11 protein-coding genes are annotated in these 17,133 nt (G+C 63.4%); 2 read left to right on the forward strand and 9 right to left on the reverse strand.

Annotation, left to right across the window (positions count from 1 at the left end; all coding sequences use genetic code 11):
* Positions 1-88 precede the first annotated feature (88 nt).
* Entirely contained in the window at positions 89-2,098 is a 2,010-nt protein-coding gene (gene rep, locus ACOCLD_RS03955; RefSeq protein WP_392541172.1) for a DNA helicase Rep, read from the reverse strand.
* A 265-nt stretch (positions 2,099-2,363) separates the two neighbouring features.
* On the opposite strand from rep, the gene ACOCLD_RS03960 reads away from it, so the two are divergent.
* Entirely contained in the window at positions 2,364-4,037 is a 1,674-nt protein-coding gene (locus ACOCLD_RS03960) for a putative bifunctional diguanylate cyclase/phosphodiesterase (RefSeq protein WP_422910927.1), read from the forward strand.
* Between the two features lie 131 nt (positions 4,038-4,168).
* On the opposite strand, the gene pbpG is transcribed toward ACOCLD_RS03960, so the two are convergent.
* Positions 4,169-5,074, reverse strand: a complete 906-nt coding sequence (gene pbpG, locus ACOCLD_RS03965; RefSeq protein WP_392541170.1) for a D-alanyl-D-alanine endopeptidase — start codon at positions 5,072-5,074, stop codon at positions 4,169-4,171.
* Positions 5,075-5,215: 141 nt separating this feature from the next.
* Between pbpG and chrA the strand changes: the two genes are divergently transcribed.
* A complete protein-coding gene (gene chrA / locus ACOCLD_RS03970; RefSeq protein WP_422910928.1) occupies positions 5,216-6,559 on the forward strand; it encodes a chromate efflux transporter in 1,344 nt (447 codons plus the stop codon).
* Positions 6,560-6,599: 40 nt separating this feature from the next.
* Here the strand turns inward: chrA and ACOCLD_RS03975 are convergent, their stop codons facing one another.
* The 7 genes from ACOCLD_RS03975 to ACOCLD_RS04005 form a co-directional block, all read right to left on the reverse strand.
* Positions 6,600-7,952, reverse strand: coding sequence for a glutamine synthetase family protein (locus ACOCLD_RS03975; protein ID WP_422910929.1), 1,353 nt, complete (start codon positions 7,950-7,952; stop codon positions 6,600-6,602).
* An 18-nt stretch (positions 7,953-7,970) separates the two neighbouring features.
* Positions 7,971-8,528 (reverse strand): helix-turn-helix domain-containing protein, encoded by a 558-nt coding sequence (locus tag ACOCLD_RS03980; protein WP_233683261.1) that lies wholly within the window; start codon positions 8,526-8,528, stop codon positions 7,971-7,973.
* 71 nt (positions 8,529-8,599) lie between these two features.
* On the reverse strand, positions 8,600-9,889 hold the full coding sequence (locus ACOCLD_RS03985; RefSeq protein ID WP_422910930.1) for an NAD(P)/FAD-dependent oxidoreductase: 1,290 nt from the start codon (positions 9,887-9,889) through the stop codon (positions 8,600-8,602).
* A gap of 338 nt (positions 9,890-10,227) precedes the next feature.
* On the reverse strand, positions 10,228-10,686 hold the full coding sequence (locus ACOCLD_RS03990) for a GNAT family N-acetyltransferase (RefSeq protein ID WP_422910931.1): 459 nt from the start codon (positions 10,684-10,686) through the stop codon (positions 10,228-10,230).
* Positions 10,683-12,338 (reverse strand): diguanylate cyclase, encoded by a 1,656-nt coding sequence (locus tag ACOCLD_RS03995; RefSeq protein ID WP_422910932.1) that lies wholly within the window; start codon positions 12,336-12,338, stop codon positions 10,683-10,685. The genes ACOCLD_RS03990 and ACOCLD_RS03995 overlap by 4 nt, the downstream gene beginning before the upstream one ends.
* Positions 12,331-12,717 carry a response regulator gene (locus ACOCLD_RS04000; protein ID WP_257776640.1) on the reverse strand — a complete coding sequence of 129 codons (387 nt, stop codon included), beginning with the start codon at positions 12,715-12,717 and terminating at the stop codon, positions 12,331-12,333. The genes ACOCLD_RS03995 and ACOCLD_RS04000 overlap by 8 nt, the downstream gene beginning before the upstream one ends.
* On the reverse strand, positions 12,710-17,116 hold the full coding sequence (locus ACOCLD_RS04005) for a PAS domain S-box protein (RefSeq protein ID WP_422910933.1): 4,407 nt from the start codon (positions 17,114-17,116) through the stop codon (positions 12,710-12,712). The genes ACOCLD_RS04000 and ACOCLD_RS04005 overlap by 8 nt, the downstream gene beginning before the upstream one ends.
* Between the last annotated feature and the right edge of the window lie 17 nt (positions 17,117-17,133).

The raw sequence follows: 17,133 nt of genomic DNA on the forward strand, positions 1-17,133 counted from the left end.
CGGTCTGCGCCGGGATGTAATGGTGCAGCGTAGCGCGGATGCAGGAGCTGACGAAATACGTCTGCCTGCGCCCGTGCGCCGTTGCCGGTTATTTTTTTAGCATGGCGCGCATATTGGCCAGCGCCGAGTTACCGGTGGCGGCCTTGACCTCGGGTGCGGCGTCTTCCAGGCCTTCCCAGACCAGGTCCTCGGGCGGCAGTTCATCGAGAAAACGGCTCGGTGAGCAGTCGATAATTTCACCGTACTGTTTGCGCTTGGCGGCGAAAGTCATGGTCAGGTTGCGTTTGGCGCGGGTGATGCCGACGTAAGCCAGGCGTCGTTCTTCCTCGACTGTATCGGCTTCGATGCTGGAGCGGTGCGGGAGGATTTCCTCCTCCACGCCAAGGATGTACACCGAGGGGTACTCCAGTCCTTTGGAGGCGTGTAGGGTCATCATCTGCACGCCTTCGGCGCCTTCTTCCTCTTCCTGCTGACGTTCGAGCATGTCGCGCAGCACCAGTTTGCCGATGGCGTCCTCGATGGTCATCTCGCCGTCTTCGTCGCGCTCCAGAGTGTTCTTCAGCGCCTCGACGAGGAACCAGACGTTGCCCATGCGTGCCTCGGCGACCTTGTCGCTGGAAGCGTTCTGCCGCAGCCAGTTCTCGTAGTCGATGTCCATCACCATGCTGCGGATCGCGGCAATCGGGTCGTTTTGCGCGCATTCCTGACGCACCCGGTCCATCCATTGGGTGAAGCGTGCCAGGCGCTCGGTGTAGCGCGCATCCAGCTGCTCACCGAGGCCGATTTCGCCGGCGGCGGCGTACATGCTGATCTTGCGGCTGGTGGCGTAGTTGCCGAGCTTTTCCAGGGTGGTCGAGCCGATCTCGCGGCGCGGCACGTTGATCACCCGCAGAAAGGCGTTGTCATCGTCCGGGTTGACCAGCAGGCGGAAGTAACTCATCAGGTCCTTCACCTCCTGGCGGGCGAAGAAGCTGGTGCCGCCCGAGAGGCGATAGGGGATCTGATGGTGCTGCAGTTTCAGCTCCATCAGCTTGGCCTGGTAGTTGCCGCGGTAGAGGATGGCGTAATCGCTGTAGGGGCGCTGGGTGCGCAGGTGCTCGGTGAGGATTTCCAGGGCCACCCGTTCGCACTCGGCGTCTTCGTTGCGGCAACGGATCACACGGATCTCGTCACCCATGCCCATCTCGCTCCACAGCTGTTTCTCGAACGCATGCGGGTTGTTGGCGATAAGGATGTTGGCGCATTTCAAGATGCGGCTGGTGGAGCGGTAGTTCTGCTCCAGCATCACCACCTTCAGTGAGGGGTAATCCTCTTTCAGCAGCATCAGGTTTTCCGGGCGCGCGCCGCGCCAGGCGTAGATCGACTGGTCGTCGTCGCCAACCACGGTGAACTGGTTGCGCATACCCACCAGCATCTTCACCAACAGGTATTGGCTGGCGTTGGTGTCCTGGTATTCGTCGACCAGCAGGTAGCGGATGCGGTTCTGCCATTTTTCCAGGATGTCGGCGTGCTCCTGAAACAGCATCACCGGCAGCAGGATCAGGTCGTTGAAGTCCACCGCGTTGTACGCCTTGAGCGTGCGCTGGTAGTGCAGGTAGACGATGGCGGCGGTCTGCTCCTTGGGGTTGCGTGCGTTAGCCAGCGCCTGTTCAGGCAGGATCAGGTCGTTCTTCCAGCTGTCGATGTAGTTCTTGATCTCGTCCGCACCGTCATCACCGGCATATTCCTTCTGCATGATGTCGGTGAGCAGCGCCTTGATATCGCCATCATCGAAGATCGAGAACCCCGGCTTGTAGCCCAGGCGTGCGTACTCCTTGCGGATGATGTTCATGCCCAGGTTGTGGAAGGTCGACACCGTCAGGCCGCGCGCCTCGGGGCCTTTGAGCAGGCTGCCGACGCGTTCTTTCATCTCGCGCGCGGCCTTGTTGGTAAAGGTCATGGCGACAATGTGGCGTGCCTGGATGCCACAGTTCTGCACCAGGTGGGCGATCTTGCGGGTAATCACGCTGGTCTTGCCGGAGCCTGCGCCGGCGAGCACCAAAAGTGGGCCGCCGACATAGTTCACGGCTTCCTGTTGCCGAGGGTTCAGTCGGGACATTCGATCAATCGTCAGGGGGGAATGGGCGCGCATTTTAACAGGCCTGAGGCTTTCTGCCGTGACCATCTGGAAGTGTGTTGCAGCGCACATAATGGCAAACAGCCAGGCTTGGTTAATTTTGCTAATCCAGTACTCTGGTGCCACTTTCGGGTCCTTGCCATGCCGCAGGGCGCGCCACTGACACAAGGATGTGCGTGATTAGACGTCGATTACGACGCATCCGAGCGGGTTCAAAGCTCTTTATTTGTGCAGTGGGGGAAGTTGTTTGTCCGCGTTCGTCGAACCATTACGGTTGCTTTTGCTGGCGGAAACGCCGGGTTGGGCGCAGTTGCTGCGCGAGCGCCTGAGTGCGCTTGGCAGTGGCTATGCACTGATCACTGCACCGTCCTGGGAGGCGGCCAGCGCGCTGTTCGACAAGCCCAGCAACGCCCTGCTGCTGACCACTGCGCGTCATCTGCCCGCTTCCGGGCGCTGTTCCCTACCCATTGTCCTGCTGCTGGATACCGAGCCTGAAGCCGAGCCTGAGGGCGTGTGCGACTGGCTGGTGCGCGACCAGCTCAGCGCCGAGGTGTTGCGCCGCTGTCTGCGCTATGCGCGCGAACGCGGCAACCTCAACGACACCTTGCATCGCCTGGCCGAACAGGACGCGCTGACCGGCATCGCCAACCGCCAGGGCTTTCAAACTCTGTTGGCCGCGCGCCTGGCTGAATACGAAGGCCGCGGCCTGACTCTGGGCCACCTCGACCTGGACAACTTCCGGCATGCCAACGATGCCCTGGGCTATCAGGGTGGCGACAGCCTGATTCTGCAGGTGGTGGCGCGGATCAAGGCGCAGTTGCAGGCCGGCGATCAGGTCGCCCGCCTGGGTAGCGATGAATTTGCCCTGTTGCTCGACAGCCGCCGCGACCCGCAGCGCGCCGAGCGCTTGGCCGCACAGATTACCGAAGCCCTGGGCGAGCCTTACTGGATTGATGGCGAAAGCCTGCTGATCGGTTGCAGCCTGGGTCTTGCGCATTCGCGCGCCGAGAGCAGCGCCGACCCGCTTATGTGGCATGCGCATATCGCCATGCAGCAGGCCAAGAGCCAGCAGGGCTGCACCTTTCATATCTACGACGAGCGGATCAACCGCAGTGCGCGCAACCAGGCCGACCTGGAAAGCGAGTTGCGCCGCGCCCTGCGTCGCGACGAGCTGGAGCTGCACTACCAGCCGCGCCTGTGCCTGCAGTCTGGACGCATTGTCGGCCTGGAGGCGCTGGTGCGCTGGCGTCACAGTGAGCATGGTCTGCTGTCGCCCAACGAATTCGTGCCGCTGGCCGAAGAGAGCGGGCTGATTGTGCCGCTCGGCTACTGGGTGATCAGCCGCGCGCTGCGCGATATGCAGTGGTTGCGCGGGCGAGGCCTGCCGGCGCTGCATATGGCGGTCAATCTGTCGTTCCGCCAGTTCCAGGACAGCCAGTTGCTGCCGACCCTCAGCCGCCTGATCGAAGAGCGCGGCGTCGATGCGCAGTGGCTGGAATTCGAGTTGACCGAAACCGCGGTGATGCGCCGCAGCGATCAGGTGCAGCAGACCATGCTGGCCCTCGGTCGCCTCGGTGTGCGCTTCTCGCTGGACGATTTCGGTACCGGCTTCTCCTCTTTCGTGCACTTGAACAACCTGCCGATCACCCTGCTAAAGATCGACAAGAGCTTTGTCGGCGGCATGTGTGAGCGCGCGGAGAACCGGCAACTGGTGCGGGCGATGATCAACCTGGCGCACAACCTCAACCTGCAGGTGGTGGGCGAGGGCGTGGAGAATGCCGAGCAACTGGCGCTGCTGCGCCAGTACGGCTGTGACCAGGTGCAGGGGTATCTGATCAGCAAGGCTCTGCCGCTCAACGAACTGGCGCGCTTTCTGGTGTTTGGCATGCGTCAGCCGTTGTTTGGCTTGCATAACGGCTGAACTGCTTGCTCCCCTCTCCCCGGAGGGGCGAGGGGACTGGTCGCGTCTGACTCAATCTATGTGAACCGTGCCCATCCTACGGTCTGATACAACAAGGCCCGCTTTGTCTGCGGGCCTTGTCATTTGCGGGGTTACTGCGCGGCCTGGGCCTGGCGTTGTGCCAGTTTTTGCTGGCGGTAACTGATGGCGGCCGGGGCCACGGGGGTGACCTTGCCGGTTTCCAGCCAGCGCTTGAGGCGCGTGGCGTCGGCCATATGGGTGTATTTGCCGAAGGCGTCCAGCACCACAAAGGCGACTGGGCGCTGGTTCATCACGGTGTTCATCACCAGGCAGCGACCGGCCTCGTTGGTGTAGCCGGTTTTGCTCAGCTGTACGCTCCAGTCGGCTTTGCGCACCAGGTTATTGGTGTTGCGAAAGCCCAGGGTGTAGTTGGGTTTGCGAAATGCCTGGGTCTTTTCCGAGGTGGTGCTGAACTGGCTGATCAGCGGGTACTGACGCGCGGCCTTGAGCATCAGTACCAGGTCGCGGGCGCTGGAGACGTTGTGCTCCGACAGGCCGGTGGGCTCGACAAAGCGCGAATGCTTCATGCCCAGGGCGCGGGCCTTGGCATTCATCGCCGCGACAAAGGCCGCATGACCGCCCGGGTAATGGTGCGCCAGGCTGGCGGCGGCGCGGTTTTCCGAGGCCATCAGGGCCAGCAGCAACATGTCGCGGCGACTCAGTTCGCTGCCCACGCGCACGCGGGAGAACACGCCACGCATCTCCTGGGTATCGCGGATCATGATCGGCAGTTGCTGATCCAGCGGCAGTTTGGCGTCGAGGGTGACCATGGCGGTCATCAGCTTGGTCACCGAGGCAATCGGCACCACGCTGTCGGCGTTGCGCTCGTAAAGCACCTGATTGGTCTGCAGGTCGACCAGCAGGGCGCTGCCGGCGGCCAGGTCCTGTTGTTTGGCGGGGGCGGCCTGGGTGTTCGATGCAACTACAACGCAGCTGCAGATCAGCAGCAGGCTTACTATCGATTGGCGGATTTTCACGGGGCGCTTCACGGGCAGGTTGAGGGAGGGCGTAGCGCTGCCCAGTATACGGAAAACCGCCTCCGGGCTTGAGTGGTGCGGGCTTAAATTGTCATCGCGGCGCGCTATAGTGCGGCAGCTTTTAGCGCCGTGAGTGATGTGATGTCCGAGTCAACTGCAGCAACTGCGCCGCCAGCGGTAAGCCTGGGCGAGGCCTTCTGGTTCTGGCTGAAATTGGGCCTGATCAGCTTCGGCGGGCCGGCTGGGCAGATTGCGATCATGCATCAGGAATTGGTGGAGAAACGCCGTTGGCTGTCCGAGCGGCGTTTTCTGCATGCGCTGAACTACTGCATGTTGCTGCCGGGGCCGGAAGCGCAGCAACTGGCCACCTATATCGGCTGGCTGCTGCACCGCACCTGGGGCGGGGTGATTGCCGGGGTGCTGTTCGTGCTGCCGTCGCTGTTTATCCTGATCGGCCTGTCCTGGCTGTATATCGCTTACGGCGATGTGCCGCTGGTGGCGGGGTTGTTCTACGGGATCAAGCCGGCGGTCACCGCCATTGTCATGCAGGCGGCCTGGCGCATCGGCTCGCGGGCGCTGAAGAACAACTGGCTGTGGGGCATTGCCGGGGCGTCGTTTGTCGCCATCTTTGCCCTTAACCTGCCGTTTCCCCTGATCGTGATCGGCGCCGCGCTGCTCGGCTACCTCGGTGGCCGCCTGTTGCCGCAACAGTTCAGCCTAGGTGGGGGGCATGCGCAACAGGGCAAGTCTTACGGCCCGGCGCTGATCGATGATGACAGCCCGCCGGCGCCGCACACACGTTTTCGCGCCTCGCGCCTGGCGCTGCTGCTGGCGGTGGGGGCGCTGCTCTGGTTGCTGCCGATGGGCCTGCTGACCTGGCTGTACGGTTGGGATGGCACGCTGACGCAGATGGCCTGGTTCTTTACCAAGGCGGCGCTACTGACCTTTGGCGGCGCCTATGCGGTGCTGCCGTATGTTTACCAGGGCGCCATCGGCCATTACGGCTGGCTGACGCCGGCGCAGATGATCGACGGCCTAGCGCTGGGCGAAACCACGCCGGGGCCGCTGATCATGGTGGTGGCGTTTGTGGCCTTTGTCGGCGCCTATCTGCAGCCGGTATTCGGCGGCGATTCGGGCTTTGTCAGCGGGGCAGTGGCGGCAGCGCTGGTCACCTGGTTCACCTTTCTGCCGTCTTTTCTGTTCATTCTCGCCGGCGGGCCGCTGGTGGAATCGACTCACGGTGAGCTGAAGTTCACCGCACCGCTGACTGCGATTACTGCCGCCGTGGTCGGGGTGATTCTGAATCTGGCGCTGTTCTTTGCCTACCACGTGCTCTGGCCGCAGGGCTTCGAAGGGGCCTTCGACTGGCCGTCGGCACTGCTGGCCGTGGCAGCAGCGCTGGCGCTGCTGCGCTTCAAGCGTGGGGTGATGGAGGTGCTGCTGGTGTCGGCGCTGGCCGGGTTGGCGGTATATCTGCTGCGTTGAAGTCGCGCGCCCGCTGTCGAGACAACAGGCGCGCTGTCCGTCAGAGAAACCAGCGGTATTCCCGCGCACTGACTTCCTGCATAAAGGCCAGGTGATCCTGGCGCTTGTTCTCGCAGTAAACCATGACGAACTCACTGCCCAGGCCCTGGTTGACCACCGGGTGGTCGCGCATGGCACTGACTGCGCCGAGCATGTCCTGGGGAAAGTCGATGCCGCTCTGGCGGTTCTCGTTGAGCGGTGCGATGGGTTCCCTGCCGGCATCCAGGCCATGTTCCATACCGGTGAGGATCGCCGCCAGCACCAGATAAGGGTTGGCGTCGGCGCCGGCCAGGCGGTGTTCGATGCGCAGGTTTTTACCGTCCGATTCGGGAATACGGATACACGCATCGCGGTCCTCGAAGCCCCAACTGGCGCGGCTGGCAGCGTTGACCATGGCGCCGTAGCGGCGGAAGGCGTTGTGGTTGGCGGCGAAGATCGGCATGCAGTGCGGCAGCAGCTTCAGGCAGCCCGCCACGGCATGGCGCAGCGGCCGTTGTTCGTCACTGGCCAGCAGGTTGTTGCCGGCGGCGTCATACAGGCTGACGTGCACATGCATGCCGCTGCCCGGCGCGTGCAGGTAGGGTTTGCTCATAAAGCTGGCGCGCTGGCCGTGCTTGAGCGCTACGCCACGGGTGCTGCGGCAGAACAAAGCGGCCCAGTCGGCGGCGCGCAGGCCGTCGTCGCAGTGGCCGAAGTTGATCTCGAACTGACCGGGGCCGAGTTCGGCGGTGATCACGTTGGCATCGATGCCCTGCTCATTGGCGGCGTCGACGATCTCATGCAGCACATCGGCGAAGCGCGACAGGCGCTCAATATGCATATTCGGCTGGTCGTCGGCATCGTCGCACAGCGGGTCGCGGGGGAACTGCGGCAGGCCGTCCTGCAGCTTGCGATCAAACAGGTAGAACTCCAGCTCGAACGCCACCACCGGGCGGATACCGCGTGCGGCCAGGCGCTTGAGCACGCGAGCGAGTACTTCACGCGGTTCGAACTCGATGGGTGCGGCGGTGCCGTCGGAGCTGATCAGCATCTGCCCCAGCGGCTGGCTTTCCCAGCGCACCGGCTTGAGCGTGCCAGGGATTAGCCGGCGCGGCGCATCCGGGTCGCCGTCGTTGAAGCAGTAGTCGCCAATCGGGTGCAGGCCGCCCTGCACGCCGAGCAGCACGCAGTTCTGCGGGATTTTCAGCGGGCTGCCGGCGGCGACTTTCTCGAGCATATCGATGGGGTAGCGCTTGCCGTAGAAATGCCCGGGAATATCCAGGCTGATCAGGTCGACATAGCGCACCTCGGGGTGGGCGCTGCGAAAGGCGCGGACTTCGCTGAGCAGATCGGGAAAGGTCGTTGTTGTTGTCATGGCGGTTATCTGCGCGGATCAGGTGAAGATCCAGAGCACTCGTGTGGGTAAGTCGGTGAGGTTGGCGTAGCGAAACTGTGCGTGCGGCGGCAGCTGGAAACTGTCGTTCGGGCCGAGGGTGACCGGTTCGGCGGCATCGCCGTACCAGATGGTCAGCTCGCCTTCGAGGACAAAACCGCCTTGCTCGGAGCTGTCGTTCAAGTGCCCGTCGCCGCTGGTGGCGCCCGGGTCTAAACGGCTTTCGAGCATGGAGAAGCCGCCAGCCATGGTCGGTGAGGCCAGTACATCGGTGATGCCGCCGGCGTAATACAGGGTGCGGCGCTCGCCGGGGCGGGTGACCCAGGGCACGGCGCGCGGTTTGCTCAGGCTGTAGAAGTAGGTGGTCGGTACGCCGAGGCTTTCGCTGATCGCGGTGAGGTCGGCCACGGTTGGGCGCGACAGGCCGCGCTCGACCTGCGAGAGAAAGCCCACCGAACGGTCGATGCGTGCTGCCAGCTCACCGAGGGTGAGGTTCTTGTGTTTGCGCAGGTCGCGGATCAGGATCGCCAGACCTTCGACTTCTTCCTGCATATCCATGGGGTTTCCTTATGGCGTAGCCCGGATGTAATCCGGGGAGGGTGGTCCCGGATTGCATCCGGGCTACGGGTTCAAATTACGTCGCGCAGGCGATACCAGGCCTTGCCCACCGCCTCGATCGGCGCGGCCAGTAGATCGCCGCCGGGAAAGCGCGGGTTGCTCAGACCCTGGTACAGCTCAAGCAGGTCGGCATCACCGAGGATCGCGTCGCTGACCGCACGGGCGGCGGCCAGGGTCGGCAGGATGCCGTGGCCGGAGAAGCCTTGTAGCCAGTACTTCTGCCCGCTATGGCCAATGTCCGGGGTGCGGTGCATGGTGCAGTCGATATGCCCGCCCCAGCCGTAGTCGATCTGCACGCCGCGCAGTTGCGGGAACACCCGCTCCAGATAGGGCCGGGTGGCCGCCGGCACGTCCTTGGGGATGCCGCCCAGGTAGGTGCAGCCGCCGCCGAACAGCAGGCGGTTGTCCGGTGTGACGCGGAAGTAGTCCGGTACGAACTGGTTGTCGATGGCGCAGGTGCCGTGCGGGAACAGTGAGCGCGCCAGCTCCGGGTCCAGCTGTGCGGTGGCGACCTGGTAGGAGCCGACCGGCAGCAGGCGTTTCGCCAGTGGCGCATCGAGTTTGTCGATATAGGCGTTGCAGGCCAGTACCAGCAGATCGCTGCGCACCTCACCCTGTTCGGTGCGGGCCAGATAACCGTCAGCCGTTTCTTCATAACTCAGCGCCTTGCTCTGCTCGAAGATCTTGCCGCCGGCTTTCTCGAAAGCATCGGCCAGCCCCTGGGCCAGTTTCAGCGGGTTGAGGTGGGCCGCGCCGCTGTCATACAGGGCTGCCAGGTATCGTGGGCTGGCGATCCACTCGGACAGTTGCTCCTTGGGGATAAAGCTCAGCTGCGTGTAGCCGTACTTCTGCTCGGCTTCTTCCAGGCTCTCCTGCAGCTGCTTCACGCGGCGCGGCAGTACAGCGGTGTAGAGCGCACCGGTGCGGTAGTCGATATCGAAGTTGTGCCGCTCGGGCAGTTCGCGCATTTCTTCGGCGGCCCAGACCATGCTGTCCCACAGGCGCCGGGCCCGCTCCAGGCCGAGTGCCTTCTCGAACGGCGGCATATCGCACGACCAACCCGGCAACGCTTGCCCGCCGTTGCGTCCGGACGCGGCCCAAGCCAGGCGACTGGCTTCCAGTAGCACCACCTTCTTGCCCGCGAGAGCCAGGCGCAGCGCCGTGTGCAGGCCGCTGAAACCACCGCCGATAATCAGCACATCGCATTGCAACGCTTCCTGCAGGCGCGGGCGCAGCGGGATCGGACCTGGGTAGGTGCCGGCGTAGTAGGTGCCGATATGCTGGGCGGATTGTTTGAACATGGCGCGCCTCATGAAATTTTATTTAGATAATTTCATGAAAATCTACGCCATAAATTTCATAAAGCCAAGCGCGAGGTGCTGTAGGGTTCAATCATGTTCAAAGTCTCGCGAGCTAGAGACATGCAAGGCAGAAACAGGCGAGAAACGTAGCGAAGCGGAGTAACAGCCAACGGCTGGGCCGCAGGCTGAGCGTAGCGAATCAAGCGGAGTGTACGGCTGTACATGAGCACTACTCGTTTCACTCGCCCTTCGGGCCGCGCTGAAGCGCGTTAGCCGCAAGCGGCTTGCTGAGCCTGTTTCTAACGCAGCAGGGCCGACGCGCAGCAGGCTGGGCGTTTCTAGAAATCAATGGCCAGACGCAGGCGATCCTTGTGTTGCAAACCCTGCTCGAAGAGCGGCTCGGGGTAGTGTTGAAGGAAGTAATCCGGCTCGACGGCGTACACCCGCAGGCCGGCGCGCTGGTAGAAGGTCAGTTGGTGGCCGAAGCTGCCGGTGGCCACTTCCAGCCGTGTCGCCCCCAGTTGCCTGGCGCTGTACAGGGCATGTTGCAGCAGCTGTGTACCGATGCCCTGGGCCTGGCAGCCTGGCGCGACGGCGATGTTCATCAGCTCCAGGATTGCAGGGGCGCGCACCTGTAGCACATAGACGCCGACGACTGCGTCATCGCGCCTGGCGATATAGCAGTGACCATTCGCCAGGTAGGCCTGTACATAAGGCAGATGCGGATCGGCCTCCAGCAGCAGGTCCATGGGCAGCTGGCTGGCCGCGCAGGGCGTGATCAGCAGAGGTGTGCTCATTGCACCCGATTTCGCCCGCCGTGTTTAGCGCCATAGAGTGCGCGGTCGGCCTTGTCCAGCAGGTCGTCGGCACTTGCAGGTGCATCGTCGGTGCAGGCGATGCCGGCGCTCAGGGTCACCGAGAACTGCTGGCCATCGGCAATAAAGTGCAGCTCGGCAAAGCGCTGGCGGATTTCATCGAGAATGCGCCTGGCCTGTTCGGCCGGGCAGTCCGGCAGCACCACCAGGAACTCTTCACCGCCATAGCGGCCCAGGCTGTCGATGCGCCGCAGGCGCTGGCGCAGCAGGTTGGCCAGGGCGCGGATGACGTTGTCGCCGGCGGCGTGGCCGTAGCTGTCGTTGACCTTCTTGAAGAAATCGATATCCAGCATGGCCACGCTGGCCGGCTTGCCGCTGCGCTGGGCGCGCTCCAGCTCGATGGCGGCCTGCTCCTTGATGTCGGCGTGCTTGAGCAGCCCGGTCAGGCTGTCGCGCGACAGCGCGTTGCTCAGCAGGCGCGCACGCTGGGCGCGGGAGAACACCGCGGCGACCAGGGCGTTGTCGGAAATCGGTTTGGTGACGAAATCATCGCCGGCCTTGATCAGCGCGTTCATCTGCCGGGTGATGTCGGTTTCGGCCGACAGGTAGACGATGGGCACGCGCAACCAGTCGTCGTTGAGGCGGATGATCTGCGCCAGTTCCGGGCCGGTACAGCCGGGCATGCTCACGTCCAGCAGCACCACTTCGGGATTGAAGCTGCGCATGCGGTCGAAGATTTCTGCCGGCTCATGGAGCATTTCCACCAGCATGTTGGCGCCGCGCAGGATCAGGCTGAAACGGCTGGCCAACTCGCGGTCGTCATCGATGATCAGCACCCGGTAGGGTTCGCCGTGTTGCTGGGCGAAGCAGCGTTCCAGGCGGTTTTCCAGTTGCGGGATGTCCACCGGCTTGGTGAAGAAGCCCAGGGCGCCGACGCGCACGGCCTGCAGGTGCGTGGCGAAGTCGTCCTGGGTGGTGATCACCAGCAGTGGCAGCGGTTCGTCCAGGCGCTGTTGCAGGTTGGCGGCATATTCCAGGCCGGTGAGGGCTTCGTCGGGCAGGTTGACGTCAACGATCAGCGCGTCCGGCAGTTGCTGCTGCAGGGCCGCATCGAGTTCGGCAATGCGGGTGAAGTGTTCGGCCTGGTAGCCAAAGTTGTTCAGCGTCAGGCGCATGTTTTCGCCAATCGAGCGCTGGTCTTCGAGGATGTAGATGCGCCGTGCCGAGCTGTTGGGCCGTGGGTTGTTGCGGCTGTTGCGCGTGGCGGGCTCGGGGTTGTGTTCGGCCTGGAATTGCTGACGCGCCAGTTGCTGCAGGCTGCGGCTGAAGTCCTGCAGGCTCTGTTGTTCCTGCTGCAGGGTTTCCAGCCACTGGTCTGCTTCTTGTTCCAGCTCGCGGGCACGCTGGCCGAGGCTGCTGAAGCCGAAGGTGCCGGCTGCGCCAGCCAGCTTGTGCAACTGGTCGCGCAGGGTTTGCAGGTGCTGCAGCTGCTCCTGCGGGTCGGCGCTGTGCAGCAGGCGTTCGGCATTGCGGCCGAGGGCCGGCAACTCGTCTTGCAGGCGTTGAGCGAAGGCACCGCTGAGTTGCTGCAGACGTTGCTGCAGCTCATCGGTGGGTGAGTGGCCTTTACTCATAAGCCTGACTCCAGATTTTGCGCACCTGGGCGGCCAGCTGCATGGGATCGAAGGGTTTGATGATCACATCACGTGCGCCCAGGCTGCGGTAATGTGCGATTTCTGCCGGCTGCACCTTGGCGGTCATAAAGGCCACCGGCACCTGGTTGATGTCGATCAGTCGGGCGATTCGTGCCAGGGTTTGCGGGCCGTCCATGTCCGGCATCATCACATCCAGCAAGATAAAGTCCGGGGCAAAGCCCTGTAGTTGATCCAGCGCATCTTGCCCACTGGCACAGCTGAGCACCTGAAAGCCGCCCACTGCTTCCAGCGCGAGCTTGGCCACGGCCTGGATCGAGGGGTCATCTTCCACATGCAGAATACGTTGCAGCTCACGCATGTCGCGGCTCCTCAGGGCTGGCTACTTGGGCCAGGTTAGTCAGTTCGAACCAGAAAGTCGCGCCTTGTCCGGGCTGCGAGTCGAAGCCGATGCGCCCGTCCATGCGCTCGATGATTTCCTTGCTGATGGCCAGGCCCAGGCCGGTGCCGCCTTTCTGTCGGGTGTCGGTGGCGTCGGCTTGGGAGAATTTGCTGAAAATGCGCGGCTGGAAATTTTCCGGCACGCCCGGGCCATGGTCGCTGACGCTGACCCGCACGCGCGTGCCGTGCTGCGTCACGCGCACCTCCACAGCCTGGCCCTGCGGTGAAAATTTTGCCGCGTTCGACAGCAGGTTGGCCAACACCTGGGCCAGGCGCAGACGGTCGACCTGGACCACGGCTGGGGTGGCTGGGCCTTCTAGCCTGAGGCGTACATGCAGGTGGGCGGCATACGGCTGGTTTTCCTCGATGGCCTGTTCCAGCAGGGGTTGCAGAGGTTCGGCCTGCAATTCGAAAAGCATCTTGCCGGCCACCAGTTTTTCCATGTCGAGCAGGTCGTTGATCAGCAGGTTAAGGCGCTGGCTGTTGTCCTGGGCGATCTGCAGCATCTGTTGCATGCTCGCTGGCACCACGCCGAGGGCGCCGCCATTGACCAGGCCGAGGGAGCCGGCAATCGCGGTCAGCGGGGTGCGCAGCTCGTGGCTGACGGTGGAAACGAATTCGTTTTTCATCCGTTCGATGCGTTTGCGCTCCTCGATATCGCGAATTACTGCGATAAAGCGCCGCTCGCCCTGGTGGCTGATCTGCGAGATGGCCAGCTCAATGGTGAAGGTCTCGCCATTGCTGCGCAGGGCAGTCAGTTCGATGTCCTTGCCGAGCATCTGCTGGATACCGGTTTTCAGGAAGTGGCTGAGGTAGCGGGCGCGTATAGAGCGCTGCGGCTCGGGCAGCAGCAGGGTGGCACGGTGCCCGGAAACCTCCAGGTGGCTGTAGCCGAAGATGCGCTCGGCGGCGTGGTTGAAGGTTTCGATATAGCCCTGCTGGTCGATGGTGATGATCGCGTCGAGCACGTTGTCGAGCAGGGTGCGCAGGTAATCCTCACGTTCGCGGATGGCCATTTCGGCGGCGATACGTTCGTTGAAGTCCTGAATCTGCACCACGAAGTGCACCGGCGCATCGTTGCTGTCGCGTACCAGCGAGACGCTGAGCAGCACCCAGATGATCCGCCCCTGACTGTCCAGAAAGCGTTTTTCCATCTGGTAGTTGCTGATCTCACCGGCCAGCAATTCCTCGACGTTGTGCAGGTCGGCTTGCAGATCGTCGGGGTGGGTGATGCGCTGGAAATCACTGTTGAGGAGCTGCTCGCGACTATAGCCAAGCATTTCGCAGAGCACTTCGTTGACCTCCAGCCACTGCCCTTGCAGGGACACCAGCGCCATGCCCTGGGGCGCGGTGCTGAAGGCGCTGCTGAAGCGTTGCTGGCTCAGGCGCAACTGGTCTTCCACGGCCTTGCGGTCGCTGATGTCCCAGATAAATCCGGAAATCCATTGCAGTTCGCCGTGGCTGTCGTATTCGCCGCGGCCCTTTTCCCGCACCCAGACGCTGTGGCCATCGGCGTGTTGCAGGCGGTAGGTCAGTTCGAAGGACTCCTGGCGCTCTATGGCCGCCACCGCACGGTAGGTAATGGGCAGGTCATCCGGGTGCACCACGCTGGAGAAGCTGCGCACGCGGTTGTTGATAAAGTCGTAGGCCGGGTAGCCGCTCAGTGCCTGGATTTCCTCGCTGAGGTAGCTCATCGACCAGTCGGCATCGTTGCGGCAGCGGTACACCGCCCCTGGCAGGTTGGCGACCAGGCCGCGAAAACGGCTTTCGCTCTTTTGCAGGGCGCGGGTGGTCTGGTGCAGTTCATTGATGTCACTGGCGATGCCCAGGTAACCGTTGATCGTGCCATTGAGGTCACGCATGGCGCTGACAGTGAGGTTGACGATGCGCGGTTCGCCGTTCTTGCGCACATAGGTCCACTGTCGGGTTTCCGGTTCGCCCTGGCTGGGGATGCAGGTGAACACGGCAAAGCCACTGATCTCACGGCCTTCCTGGCGGCTGAGTTGGCGGCTGCGGGCCTGCATTTCCGCCTCAAGGTGGAATTGTGCCGGGCTGCATTGGCCGATCATTTCTGCGCCGCGATAGCCGAGCAGGCGCTCGGCACCGGAGTTGAACAGGGTGATCAGGCCATCGCGGTCGGTGGTGATGATGCTGACGCCTGTGGCGGAGTCGAGTACGGCCTGGAGAAAGCGCCGCGCCTCGCGGGTTTGCTCTTCATGTTGCAGGCGCTCGAGGGTGGCCCCGACCCAGCGGGCGAACAGGCGCATGAATTCGCGGTCGGCTTCATCGAAGGGGCGGCTGCGGGCGCTGCTGGCGGCAAAGCACAGGGTACCGAAGCATTGCCCGCCAACCCAGATGCTGGAGCCGATGTAGCTTTCTAGGGCAAACAGCGGGTAGCAGGGGTGGGCGGCGTGTTCACTCTGGCCCATGGCACTGATGGCCAGTACATCGGGGCTGCGCAGGGTGATGCTGCAGTAAGTGTTGCCGAGTACAAAGCACTGATCGTCCTGCAGGCTGCCGAGTGGCGAAACCTGGACCTTGACCCGATAGGTGTCGCCGTCGATCTGGCTGATGATGCCGATCGGCATGCCATAGAACTCGGCCCCCAGTTGCAGGGCCTGGCGCAGCTGGGCGTGGGTGCTCAGCTTGGGCAGCGCGGCAATTTCGTTGAGGGCATGCAGGGCGGCCTGCTGGCGCTGGATGTGCTGCTGGGTCTGTTCGCGCTGGCGATCGCGACGTAACGCCTCCAGCAACTGGCCGAAGGTGGCCAGCAGGGGTTGCAGGTGCAAGGCGAAGTCGTCGCTGTAGCCGCCCTGGCGGTTGGCCAGGCCGAGCATGCCGCACAGTTCGCCGTTGGCGTGAATCGGCAGCCCGGCGAAGGCGTGCAGCGGTGGATGCCCCGGCGGTAGGCCGGCGCTGCCAGGATGCTGGGCCGGTGCGTTGCTGATCAGTACCTGGCCGCTGCGGATGACCTGGCCAAACAGGCTGTCGAGGTTGCGAAACTCCAGACCTTGCGTCACCCGGGCGTCGTAAAAGGCCTGGCTGCTGGCATCCCAGGCGATATTGCTGATGGCAAAGGTGCGCAGGTATGGCGCGCCCTGTTCATCTATGAGGACTTCACCAATAAAGCCGAACTGGCTGCCGGTGAGGTCGAGGATCCGTTTGAGCAGGGCGTCGAAGGCTTCACGCTGGTTGTCGGCATTGATATAGGCGGCCTGTGCTTCGCTGATCAGGGCGAGCAAATTGCGTGAGGCTTCGCTTTGCTGGTGTTTGTCCTGCAACTCGGTGTGGTGCCGCTGCATCAGTGCCTGGCTGCTGTGGCGGGTGGCTTGTAGTAACAGCAACAGCAGGCCTTCAGCCGCCAGCCAGGCGAGCAGCCATTTGCTCAGCAGCCAGCGCTTCTCTTCCTGGTAGCGGCCATGCAGGTCGCTGACATCGCGCCAGGTCAGGGCGATGACGGTTGCCGCTGGCGTGCCGGCGCTGGGCTGGTAACCGGGCAGCAGCAACTGGTTGATCAGGTAGGTGTGGCCCTGGTCCTGCAGCAGTTTGTGGCTGTCGCCGGCAGTGGGGGCGGGGAGCAGGTGTTGGCTGTGCCAGTGCTGCACCTGAGGGCGCGAGAAGCCCTTGAGGTAGCCGTTGGTGGGCGTGGGCGCAAGCAGGGCCACCCCGGCATCCAGTTCGCGGTCCAGCTGTTGCAGGCTGTGGGCCAGGCTAAGGCTGACTTCCAGGGCGCCGACACTGACTGCGCCCTGGGGGCCATCGACCTGCAATGGGCTGATGGCGCGGATTACCAGGTCCTCGTCGGCCAGCCCCAGGCCGGTACGGCTGCTGGCATCCTGCAGGGCATCGAGGAGCATGCTGCGCTGGGCTTGCGGGCGGTCACCGAAGTGCTCGGGCTGCTGCACGCGCAGCAACACCTCGGTGCTGCTCAGGTACAGGTTGAGGTCGAACGGGTAGTGCGGTTGCAGGGTGCGCCAGCGCGGGGCCAGGCGGGTATACAGTTGCGCGCGAATGGCCTGTTGCGCCTGTGCGGAGGGCGTGGCGTCGGGCTCCAGGGGTGCGGCCTGGCGCAGCAGATCGACCAGCCAGGCGTCGGCGGCGAGGGTTTGCGCCAGCAGCTGGGCCTGGTTCTCCAGGTTCAGCTGTGCGCTGCGCAAGGCCAGGCGTTGCAGCTCGTGCTGTTTGCTCAGTTGCAGTTGCCAGAGGGTTTCCCGCTCATTCAGGGCGACGCCGCCGAGCAGGGCAAAGAAGATCGCCAGGCCAAGGCTGCCGAGGCCAACGATCCAGCGGATCGTCGAAGGCTTTACGTCTGTGTGCATCGGCGGCTTCCTGAGCG

The sequence above is a fragment of the Pseudomonas cimarronensis genome, from assembly GCF_049331905.1.
In the GTDB taxonomy this organism is placed as follows: Bacteria; Pseudomonadota; Gammaproteobacteria; order Pseudomonadales; family Pseudomonadaceae; genus Aquipseudomonas.

Bases quoted from the DNA above. Each gene is read 5' to 3' on its own strand.
- ACOCLD_RS03985 (WP_422910930.1), bottom strand. From the start codon at position 9,889: ATGTTCAAACAATCCGCCCAGCATATCGGCACCTACTACGCCGGCACC.
- ACOCLD_RS03990 (WP_422910931.1), bottom strand. From the start codon at position 10,686: ATGAGCACACCTCTGCTGATCACGCCCTGCGCGGCCAGCCAGCTGCCC.
- chrA (WP_422910928.1), top strand. From the start codon at position 5,216: ATGTCCGAGTCAACTGCAGCAACTGCGCCGCCAGCGGTAAGCCTGGGC.
- rep (WP_392541172.1), bottom strand. From the start codon at position 2,098: ATGTCCCGACTGAACCCTCGGCAACAGGAAGCCGTGAACTATGTCGGC.
- ACOCLD_RS03995 (WP_422910932.1), bottom strand. From the start codon at position 12,338: ATGAGTAAAGGCCACTCACCCACCGATGAGCTGCAGCAACGTCTGCAG.
- ACOCLD_RS04005 (WP_422910933.1), bottom strand. From the start codon at position 17,116: ATGCACACAGACGTAAAGCCTTCGACGATCCGCTGGATCGTTGGCCTC.
- ACOCLD_RS04000 (WP_257776640.1), bottom strand. From the start codon at position 12,717: ATGCGTGAGCTGCAACGTATTCTGCATGTGGAAGATGACCCCTCGATC.
- ACOCLD_RS03975 (WP_422910929.1), bottom strand. From the start codon at position 7,952: ATGACAACAACAACGACCTTTCCCGATCTGCTCAGCGAAGTCCGCGCC.
- ACOCLD_RS03980 (WP_233683261.1), bottom strand. From the start codon at position 8,528: ATGGATATGCAGGAAGAAGTCGAAGGTCTGGCGATCCTGATCCGCGAC.